This window comes from Paenirhodobacter sp., assembly GCF_050177655.1.
Lineage (GTDB): Bacteria > Pseudomonadota > Alphaproteobacteria > Rhodobacterales > Rhodobacteraceae > Rhodobacter.
In genome coordinates, this window is the sequence record NZ_JBFXGV010000069.1 from 1 (window position 1) to 9881 (window position 9881).

A 9881-nucleotide genomic window follows, 5' to 3' on the forward strand; every position below is an offset into this window, starting at 1 on the left:
GAGGGCGTCTGGACGGTGGTGCACGGCGATCCGGTGCGGATGTCGCGCGGCGACTTCCTGCTCACCCCGGGCTGGAATTTCCACGGCCACCACAACGAGACCGACGCGCCGATGGCCTGGATCGACGGGCTCGACATCCCGTTCTCGTTCCAGAACGACGTCGGCTTCTTCGAGTTCGGCTCCGATCGCGTCACCGATTACGCCACGCCGAACTATTCGCGCGGCGAGCGGCTCTGGTGCCATCCGGGGCTGCGCCCGCTTTCGCAGCTGCAAAACACCGTCTCCTCGCCGATCGGCGCCTATCGCTGGGAATATACCGATGCCGCGCTGACGCAGCAGCTTCTGCTTGAGGAGGAGGGCCATCCCGCCACCGTCGAACAGGGCCATGCCGCGGTGCGCTACATCAACCCGACGACCGGCGGCGACGTGATGCCGACGATCCGGGCCGAGTTCCACCGCCTGCGCGCGGGCACCGAAACGCCGATCCGGCGCGAGGTCGGCTCGACCGTGTTCCAGGTCTTCGAGGGGCGCGGCGCGATCGTCATGGGCGGCGTGACCCACCAGGTCGAGAAGGGCGACATCTTCGTGATCCCGTCCTGGATCCCGTGGTCGCTGCAGGCCGAGACCCAGTTCGACCTGTTCCGCTTTTCCGACGCGCCGATCATGGAGCGGCTGCATTTCGACCGCACCCTGGTCGAAGCCGAGGCATGAGCACGCTCGATCAGGCGCGCGCCGAGCTGCGCGCGCGGCAAGGGCAGGGGGCGCGTTACGACGCCCCCGAGGCCCCGGCCGCGGCGCTGGCCCTCGCGCGTTCCGGAACCGCCTATTTCGCGCGCAAGCTCAACGAGTTGAGCGATGCGGATCTGTATCGGCCCTCGAAGCTTCCGGGGCAGAGCCGGGCGCATGTGATCTGTGCCGTCGCCTATCAGGCCCGCGCGCTCGCGCGCCAGGTGGAGGCCGTGACGGCGGGCGATCCGGTGCCGCCGATGCAGGCGGGCGACTGGGCCGAGCTCGAGGATCTCGACCTCGGTGCGACGCTGCCGCCGCGTGCGCTGCGCCATCTCTTCGACCATGCCGCGGTGCATCTCGACGTGGTCTGGCGCGATCTGCCCGGCCCCGGCTGGGCCGCGCAGGGCCCCGATGCGCAGGGCCGGATGCGGCCGCTGAGCGCGGGCGCGATGGAACGCGCGCGGCTGCTCTGGCAGGCGGCGCTCGATCTCGGCAATGGCGCGCGGATGCGCGACCTGCCCCCCGAATTGCGCGCGAACTGACGCGCCCCCCTGAACGAACCAAGGAAACGACGCATGACCAATCTCTTCCCTTCGCCCGCCTGGCCCACCGTTCCCGTGCAGGGCGAAACCGCCGCCTATCCGGTGCACCGCATCTTCTGCGTGGGCCGCAACTATGCCGCCCATGCCGCCGAGATGGGCGTCGCCGTCGACCGTGAGGCGCCGTTCTATTTCACCAAATCGGCGCTCACCACCACGCCGACCGGCGCGACCGTGGCCTATCCGCCGGGGACCGAGAATTTTCACTACGAGATGGAGCTGGTGATCGCGATCGGCGCGCCGGTGTTCAAGGCCGACAAGGCCGCGGCGGCGCAGGCGATCTATGGCTATGCCTGCGGGCTCGACATGACCCGGCGGGATCTGCAGCTCAAGGCGCGCGCGACGCAGCGGCCCTGGGATCTCGGCAAGGACGTCGAGCAGTCGGCCGTCTTCGCGCCGATCTGCAAGGCCGCCGATTTCGCCGCGATCGGGCCGCAGCGCATCCACCTCGAGGTGAATGGCGAGCTGCGCCAGGAGGCGAAGCTCGACGATCTGATCTGGAAGGTCGAGGAGATCGTCTCGCATCTGTCGCATTACTACCATCTCGCGCCGGGCGATCTGATCATGACCGGCACGCCCGCGGGTGTCGGCGCGGTGGTCGCGGGCGACGTGATCACCGGCGGGATCGACGGGCTCGCGCCGATCAGCCTCACCATCGGGGCGGCGGAATGATCCGCTTTCACGGATATTTCCGCTCCTCGAGCGCCTATCGCTGCCGCATCGCCTTCAATCTGAAGGGGATCGGCTACGATTTCACCTCGGTGCATCTGCGCCGGGGGGGCGGTGAGCAGAAGACGCCCGAATATCGCGCGCTCAATCCGCAGGCGCTGGTGCCCACGCTGGAGGAGGGGGAGTTCACCCTCACCCAGTCGCTCGCGATCATCGAATGGCTCGACGAGACGCAGCCGGGGCCGAAGCTTCTGCCCGCGGACGCCAATCTGCGCGCCGAGGTCCGGGCCTTCGCGCAGGTGATCGCCTGCGACGTGCATCCGCTGCAGAACCTGCGCGTGCTCGACTATCTCAAGGGCACCTTCGGCGCGGATCAGGCGGCCTGCGACGCCTGGTGCGGGCGCTGGATCACCGACGGGCTTGCCGCCTGCGAGGCGCTGCTCGCGAAGCGCCCCGCCACCACCTATTGCTTCGGGGAAATGCCGACGCTCGCCGATATCTGCCTGATTCCGCAGGTGTTTTCGGCCAGCCGCTTCGGGGTCTCGCTCGAGGCGATGCCGCGGGTCCGCGCGGTGGCCGCCGCCTGCGAGGCGCTGCCGGCCTTCGCCGCCGCCGCACCGAAGAACCAGCCGGATTGGGAGGCCTGAGGGAGGGCCGACCGAGTTTCAGGGAGACGTCATGCAGGGAGGATACGCCATGACATTCGCCAAACCGATGAAGACCGCACTGATCGCGGTGCTTTTCGCCACCACCGCGATGGGGATGGCCGAGGCGCGCGAACTGCGCATGGGCGTGATCACGCCGCCGAGCCACGTCTGGACCAAGGTCGCGAACCGCATGGCCGAGAAACTGCCCGAGGCGACCGGGGGCGAGCTCACGCTCTCCGTCTTCCCGGCGGGTCAGCTCGGTTCGGAACAGGAGATGTTCCAGCAGATGTCGACGGGGCTGCTCGATGCCGGCCTGATGACCGCGGCGATCACCTCGCTGCGAGCCCCCTCGATGCAGGGCTGGTTCACGCCCTATCTCTTCGCCGACGTCTCCGGGGCGATCAAGGCCGCCGACACCCCAGCCGCGGGCGAGATGCTGAAGGAGCTCGACGCCGCCGGTCTGCATGGTATCGGCTACACTTTCGCCGGCATGCGCCACATCCTGATGAAGGACACTCCGGTCACCTCGCCCGAGGAGCTGAAGAACAAGAAGATCCGCATCGTGCCCTTCCCGGCGATGAAGACCTGGTGGGGCGCGATCGGCGCGGTGCCGACGCCGGTGAATCTCACCGAGGTCTATCAGGCGCTGCAGACCGGGTTGCTCGACGGCATCGACATCGACCTCGATGCGCTCGTCGGCAACAAGTACAACGAGGTGGCGAAGGGGCTGACGATCACCAACCACATGCCCTTCCCCTCGGTGATGATGGTCTCGACGATGACCTGGGACAGCCTCACCCCCGAGGAACAGACCGCCTTCACGCAGGTCGCCGAAGAGGCGCTCGCCTGGGGCTCCGCGCAGCAGATCGAGGCGGAAAAGGCCAATCTCGCCACGCTCGAGGCGCAGATCACGGTGAAGACGCTCGACAACGGCAAGGAAGCCTTCGCCGCGGCGAATGACGCGGTGCAGGCGAGCTTTGCCGCCTATCCGCTGATTGCCCAGTTCCAGCAGGAAGTCGCGGAGCAGACGAAGTGAACTTCTTCCCCACCCTTTCGGGGGGGCTGGTCCGGCTGGAACGCTGGGCCAGCCGGGCCCTTGTCCTCGGCTTCGTCGGGCTGATCGTGGTGAACGTGGCGATGCGCTACGTCGCCGGGCGTCCGCTCGTCTATGCCGAGGAGCTGGCGGCGATCCTGCTCGTCTGGCTGACCCTTGTCGCGGTGTCGATCTCGATCCGCGACAAGGCGCAGATCGGCGTCACGCTGGTCAGCGAGGCGCTGCCCGGCACCGCGCGGCGCGCGCTCGAGGTGCTCGTCTGGGCGCTGATCGCCGCGATGCTCGCGCTGCTCTTGCGGCAGGGCGTGATCTGGGTGCGCTCGCCCGCCGTCGCCTTCGAGCAGATCATCACCACCGGCTGGGCGAAGGCGCCCTTCTTCACCATCTTCCCGATCTTTTGCTTCACCGCGCTGATCCACACGCTCGGCCATCTGAGCGAGGCGATCGTGACCCTGAAGGAGCATCTGAAATGACCGGCCTCGCCTTCCTCGCGCTGATGCTTTCGGGCATGCCCGTCGCCTTCGTGCTGATCGGCGCGACGCTCGTCTTCCTCGCCGTCTCGGGCAAGCTCGCGCTCTTGGCGGCGATCCCGCAGATCGCCTTCGGCTCGGTCGAGAATTTCGACCTGCTGGCGATCCCGCTTTTCGTGCTTCTGGGCGAGATCATGAACGAAAGCGGCCTCACGCGGCGCATCATCATCGCGGTGCGGGTCTGGCTCACCAAGCTGCCGCATAACCTGGTGATCGTGAACCTGATCTCGAACCTCGCGCTTGCCGCGATCATGGGCTCGGCCACGGCGCAGATGGCGGTGATGAGCCGCGTCGTCGTACCGGAGATGGAGAAGGACGGCTACAATCGCGGCTATGCCGCCGGCCTCACCGCCGCCGCGGGTCTTCTTGGCCCGATCATCCCGCCCTCGATGATGTTCATCATCTTCGGCGTGATCGCGCAGGTCTCGATCGCCGACATGTTCACCGCGGGCATCCTGCCCGGGATCCTGCTTTTCGTGCTTATCCTCGGGCTCGCGCTCTTTCAGGCTGCGCGCAACCACAAGCCGGTCGAGGGCGGTTCGACCCTGCCCACCGGCTCGAAGATCAAGGCGACGCTGCCGGGTCTCGCCACGATGGCGATCCCCGCGGTGATCGTGGGCGGCATCTCCTTTGGCGTTTTCACGCCGACCGAAAGCGCCGCCGCCGCGATCGTCGTCGCGCTGATCTTCGGCGCGGTGGTGTTCCGCGAGCTGCCGCTGAAAAGCCTGCCGAAGATCATCGACCGCACCGTGACGAACTCCGCCGTGGTGCTGTTCCTGATCCTCGCGGCGAAGATCTTCGGCTGGGTGCTGACCTTCAACCAGGTGCCGCAGCATGTCGCCGATTTCATCGTCTCGCTGACCGATGATCCGATCGTCTTCATGGTGCTGATCGTGATCTTCCTCTCGGCCGTGGGCATGTTCCTCGACGGGATCGCGGCGCTGATCATCCTGACGCCGATCCTCCTGCCGGTCGCGACCGCGAATTACCACATCGACCCGATCCAGTTCGGCGTGGTGATGGCGCTGACGCTGATCCTCGGGCTGCTCACGCCGCCGGTCGGCACCGGCCTTTATATCGCGGCCGCATTGTCGAACGTCTCGATCCTGCGGCTTTCGAAACTGCTCATCCCCTATGTGCTGGCGACGCTGCTCGTCATCCTGCTGGTGGTGTTCCTGCCCTGGATGGTGCGCCCCTTCTGAGGCGCCCTCCTTTCCCGTTCATCGAAGACCCGGCCCGGATGCCTTCCGGGCCAACGGAGGAGATTTGTCATGACCCAAGAGCTTCCCATCCTGATCGCCGGTGGCGGTATCGGCGGGCTCGCGACCGCGATCGGCCTGGCGCAGAAGGGCATCCGTTCGCTGGTGCTGGAAAAGGCGCCCGAGCTGGGCGAGATCGGCGCGGGCATCCAGCTTGGCCCGAACGCCTTTCACGCCTTCGACTATCTCGGCGTGGGCGACGAGGCGCGCGCGATGGCCGTCTATGTCGACAACCTGCGGCTGATGGATGCGATCCAGGGCACCGAGATCACCCGCATCCCGCTCGACGACGCCTTCCGCGCCCGCTTCCGCAACCCCTATGCGGTGATCCACCGCGGCGATCTGCACGGCGTCTTCCTGCGCGCCTGCAGCGAGCATCCGCTGGTCGATCTGCGTACGAATTCCGAGGTGGCGCGCTACGTCCAGGATGGCACCAGCGTCACCGCGACGCTGACGAATGGCGAGACGGTCACCGGGCGGCTGCTGATCGGCGCCGACGGCCTGTGGTCGAACGTGCGCAAGCAGGTGGTGGGCGACGGCGCGCCGCGCGTCTCGGGCCACACCACCTATCGCTCGGTGATCCCGACCGAGGAAATGCCCGAGGATCTGCGCTGGAACGCGGCGACGCTCTGGGCCGGGCCGAAGTGCCATATTGTGCATTACCCGTTGAAAGGGTGGAAACTTTTCAACCTCGTCGTGACCTATCACAATGACGCGCCGAGCCCCGAGGCCGGGGTCAGCGTGACCCATGAGGAGGTGAAGAAGGGCTTCGAACATGTCGCCCCGGTCGCGCGCGGGATCATCGACCGCGGCCAGAACTGGAAGCGCTGGGTGCTGTGCGACCGCGATCCGGTGCACAACTGGGTCGACGGGCGCGTGGCGCTCTTGGGCGATGCGGCCCATCCGATGCTGCAATATTTCGCGCAGGGCGCCTGCATGGCGATGGAGGATGCGGTGGCGCTGTCGCACTGCCTCGAGACCTACGCCGATGCCGATGTCGCGCTCGAGACCTATCAGAACCTGCGCCGGCTGCGCACCGCGCGCGTGCAGCTGCAATCGCGCGAGATCGGCCAGCATGTCTATCACCCGGCCGGGGCGCATGCCGAACTGCGCAACGCGGTGATGAGCGCGAAGACGCCCGAGAACTGGTACGACATCGTCGACTGGCTCTATGGCTCGACCGGGCTCGAGGGGGCGGTCTCCTCGGAAACCCACCACGGCTGAGGCCCGGCAGGGGCGGCGGGTGCCGCCGCCCCTTATCCGGGTTTCGCCGCGCCGAGCAGCACCCGCATCCGCGAGGCGGCATAGGGCGGCGCGCAGGAATAGGGCAGGCAATCGGCCGCCCCCGCCTCGATCGCGGCGATGCGCAGCTCGGCATAATCGTCGGGCACCGCGATCACGATCTGCATCCGCCGCATCTTCGGATCGTTGCGCGCCCCCGCGATGAGCGAGAGCCCGCCGCCGCCGCGCAGGTCGAGATCGAAAAGCGCCGCGGCCGGCGGCTCCTGCTGCATCGCGTTCCAGGCGTCCTCGGTCGAATGCGCGATGCGCACGATCAGTCCCGCGGCGCGCAATTCCTGCGCGAGGATCTGCCGGCGTTCGCCCTCCTCGACGCCAAGGAGCACGCGCCGCGCCCGGGCGTGGATCAGGTCCGGGATCCGCTGCGCGATCTTGGCAAGATCGAAGGGTTTCGTCATGTAGTCGTCGGCACCGCCCATGAAGCCGCGGATCTGGCAGACGTCGTCGTCGCGCCGCGTCAGCAGAACGATCGGGATCTCGCTCCAGATCGGGGACTGGCGGATCCGTTCGAGCGCCGAGAACCCGTCCATCTCGGGCATGTTCACATCCATCAGGATCAGATCGGGCCGGTCTTCGGGCGGGGCGCCCGAACAGGCAAAAAGCGTGAGCACGGCGTCGAGCCCGCTCGTCGCCTCGCTCATCCGCCAGCCCAATGTCGCGAGGCCCGAGCGCAGGTAGTCCCGCACGAGATCGTCGTCGTCCACCACGAGGACATGCACCGGCTGTGCCGCGATCCGCGGCGGTGCCGGCGACGGCACGCCCGCATCTTCTGCCTCGTCGGGCGAGCTCTCCACCGGCTCCGGTTCCGCGGGAGGGGCGGCGAGAGGGGCGGCGATCCGCTGCTGCGTCGCGGGCGAAAGGGGAACGGAGGGAGCCGGTGTCATCGGGGTGACGGGGCTGAAACTCGGGACGTCGAGCGGCGGCACCTGCCCGGAACGCTGCGCCTCCACGATCAGCGCGCGCGCCGCGGAGAGGAAGCGTTCGAGACAGGCGTGCAGCTTTTCGTCGGCAAGCGGAGCCTGGCTTAGCTCGAGAGCCAGTTCGAGATCGCGCGCGAGTTCGGAGAGCGACGGAAAGCCGAAGGTCTGCGCCGATCCCGCGATCTTGTGGGCATGATCGCGCAGCGGCGGGATCAGGTCGATCGGCAGGGGCGTTTCGGGTTGGGCAGGGCCCGCGCTGTCGACGAGGTGCAAAGGACGCTCGATCGCGCGGAAGATCTCCTGCAGCTCTTCGTAGCGCGGCAGAAATTCGGAAAGGTTCTTCAGGAAACGGGCGCGAACGGCGGCGAGCTTGGCGAGGAATTGCACATCATGCTGCATCACGCTGCTCCCAGATGTCGGTGATCTGCGTGCTGAGCATGATCGGGTCGAAGGGTTTCACGATCACCCCCAGCGCCCCCATCGCCCGATAGGCCGATTGCTCGTGGATCTGCGCCCGCGCCGTCATGAAGATCACCGGCACCGTCTCTCCGCCCGGATGCGCGCGCAGCCGGCGCAGCGTTTCGGGGCCGTCCATTTCCGGCATCATCACGTCCATCAGGACCAGTTGCGGCGCGATGCGCGCAAAATGGTCGAGTGCCATGCGCCCGGAATTGCAGTGGACGACGCAGAAGCCTCCCAACTCCTGCAAGGTCATGATCGTGACCTCCGCGATATCCGCATCATCCTCGACATAGAGGATCGTCTGCAGTGGTTCCTTCATCACGCGCTCCTCTTCAGCGTGGTTTCCTCGGCGAGAGGCAGCGAAATGCAGAACGTGGTCCCCCTGCCGAGCTGGGTCGTGAAGGTGATATCGCCCCCGAAGGCCACGATGATCGACTTCGCGATATTCAGCCCGAGCCCGGATCCTCCCTGAGAGCGCGTGTTCGAACTGTCTGCCTGCGCGAATTTGCCGAAGATCTTGTCCCGGAATTCGCGCGGGATTCCGGGGCCACGGTCGGTGACGCGCAGCGTCACCCGATCGCCATCCTCGGCGTTCACGGTGAAGGTGACCTCGGAGCCCGGCGGCGAGAACTTCGCCGCATTCGACAACAGGTTCACCACCGCCTGGTTGAAGCGGCTGGGATCGACGATCGCATAAAGCGGAACCGGCGCCGGATGCACCACGAAGCGCACGTTGTGAAGATGCGCATAGCTCGTGTGGCGGTCGACGATTTCCTGCACCAGTTCGGAGATCTCGAGCCGCTCGAGCCGGTAATCCATCTTGCCGGCCTCGATCTTCTCCATGTCGAGGATGTCGTTGACGAGATGGGCGAGCCGGCCGCAGCCGTCGTAGGACAGTTCGAGCAGGCGCTTCGATTTCGCGTCGAGCAGATGCGCCGAGGTCGCCTTCAGCAGGCCGAGCGCGCCGCGGATCGTGGTCAGCGGGGTGCGCAGCTCGTGGTTCACCGTGGAGACGAACTCGTTCTTCATGATCTCCATTTCCTTGCGCGCGGTGACGTCGCGCAGGATGCCGGTGAAATAGCGGCTGCGGCCGATGTTGGTGCGGCTGACCGAGAGTTCCATGAAGAAGGTCGAGCCGTCCTTGCGCAGCCCGATCAGGTCGCGCCCCTTGCCGACGACCTTGCTGTCGCCCTTGCTCTGCTGGAACCGGGTGAGATAGGCGTCGTGCCGCGCCGCGTCGGAGGAGGGCATCAGCATGCCGATGTTGCGCGCGACCACCTCGTCGCGGCTATAGCCGAAGAGCCGCTCGCAGGCCGGGTTGAAATCGCGGATCGTGCCGCTCTCGTCGATGGTGATGATCCCGTCGACAACGGTCTTGATCACCGCCTGCGCCCGCGCCTCCGAGGTGGCGATCCGCAGCGTCAGCGCTTCGAAGGAGCGCGCAAGATCGCCGATCTCGTCGTGACGCGCGGTCGGGAGGTTGTAGAGCAGCACGCCGGTGCGCGAGGCCTCGCGCAGCTCCGCCGTCATCTTTTGCAGCGGTGCGGTGAAACTTTGCGAGATCAGGAAGGCGAGCAGCACCGAGCTGCCCACCAGCAGCACGCCAAGCAACACCGTGCGCACGCGCAGCGCGGTGAGCGGCGTCAGCTCGACCGCGCGGGGGCTGTAGCTCAGCAGGGCGATCCGGAAGGCCCCGACGCGGGTCGGCAAAGC

11 protein-coding genes are annotated in these 9881 nt (G+C 67.0%); 8 read left to right on the forward strand and 3 right to left on the reverse strand.

The genetic code is table 11. The features are described 5' to 3' along the window. From AB7U46_RS16790 to AB7U46_RS16825, 8 genes are all read left to right on the forward strand, one after another. The coding region (locus tag AB7U46_RS16790; RefSeq protein WP_428338137.1) for a cupin domain-containing protein at positions 1 to 711 on the forward strand (711 nt) is incomplete at its 5' end. Continuing rightward, the gene (locus tag AB7U46_RS16795) at positions 708 to 1271 is read left to right on the forward strand and encodes a maleylpyruvate isomerase N-terminal domain-containing protein (RefSeq protein ID WP_428338138.1); all 564 of its coding nucleotides are present in this window, start codon (positions 708 to 710) and stop codon (positions 1269 to 1271) included. The genes AB7U46_RS16790 and AB7U46_RS16795, both read left to right, overlap by 4 nt. 33 nt (positions 1272 to 1304) lie before the next feature. Beyond that, positions 1305 to 2000 (forward strand): fumarylacetoacetate hydrolase family protein, encoded by a 696-nt coding sequence (locus AB7U46_RS16800; protein ID WP_428338139.1) that lies wholly within the window; start codon positions 1305 to 1307, stop codon positions 1998 to 2000. Continuing rightward, positions 1997 to 2644, forward strand: a complete 648-nt coding sequence (gene maiA / locus AB7U46_RS16805) for a maleylacetoacetate isomerase (protein WP_428338140.1) — start codon at positions 1997 to 1999, stop codon at positions 2642 to 2644. Before AB7U46_RS16800 ends, maiA begins: the two co-directional genes overlap by 4 nt. Positions 2645 to 2693: 49 nt before the next feature. Beyond that, positions 2694 to 3680, forward strand: coding sequence for a TRAP transporter substrate-binding protein (locus AB7U46_RS16810; protein WP_428338141.1), 987 nt, complete (start codon positions 2694 to 2696; stop codon positions 3678 to 3680). Then, entirely contained in the window at positions 3677 to 4171 is a 495-nt protein-coding gene (locus tag AB7U46_RS16815; RefSeq protein WP_428338142.1) for a TRAP transporter small permease, read from the forward strand. Before AB7U46_RS16810 ends, AB7U46_RS16815 begins: the two co-directional genes overlap by 4 nt. Further along, positions 4168 to 5430, forward strand: a complete 1263-nt coding sequence (locus AB7U46_RS16820) for a TRAP transporter large permease (RefSeq protein WP_428338143.1) — start codon at positions 4168 to 4170, stop codon at positions 5428 to 5430. The genes AB7U46_RS16815 and AB7U46_RS16820 overlap by 4 nt, the downstream gene beginning before the upstream one ends. 69 nt (positions 5431 to 5499) lie before the next feature. After that, positions 5500 to 6711 (forward strand): 3-hydroxybenzoate 6-monooxygenase, encoded by a 1212-nt coding sequence (locus tag AB7U46_RS16825; RefSeq protein WP_428338144.1) that lies wholly within the window; start codon positions 5500 to 5502, stop codon positions 6709 to 6711. A gap of 32 nt (positions 6712 to 6743) precedes the next feature. Here the strand turns inward: AB7U46_RS16825 and AB7U46_RS16830 are convergent, their stop codons facing one another. The 3 genes from AB7U46_RS16830 to AB7U46_RS16840 all read right to left on the reverse strand — a co-directional run. Beyond that, the gene (locus AB7U46_RS16830) at positions 6744 to 8105 is read right to left on the reverse strand and encodes a response regulator (protein WP_428338145.1); all 1362 of its coding nucleotides are present in this window, start codon (positions 8103 to 8105) and stop codon (positions 6744 to 6746) included. Further along, positions 8095 to 8487, reverse strand: a complete 393-nt coding sequence (locus AB7U46_RS16835; RefSeq protein ID WP_428338146.1) for a response regulator — start codon at positions 8485 to 8487, stop codon at positions 8095 to 8097. Before AB7U46_RS16835 ends, AB7U46_RS16830 begins: the two co-directional genes overlap by 11 nt. Further along, positions 8487 to 9881, reverse strand: a 1395-nt coding sequence (locus tag AB7U46_RS16840; RefSeq protein WP_428338147.1) for a HAMP domain-containing sensor histidine kinase, incomplete at its 5' end; no start/stop codon positions are given. The genes AB7U46_RS16835 and AB7U46_RS16840, both read right to left, overlap by 1 nt.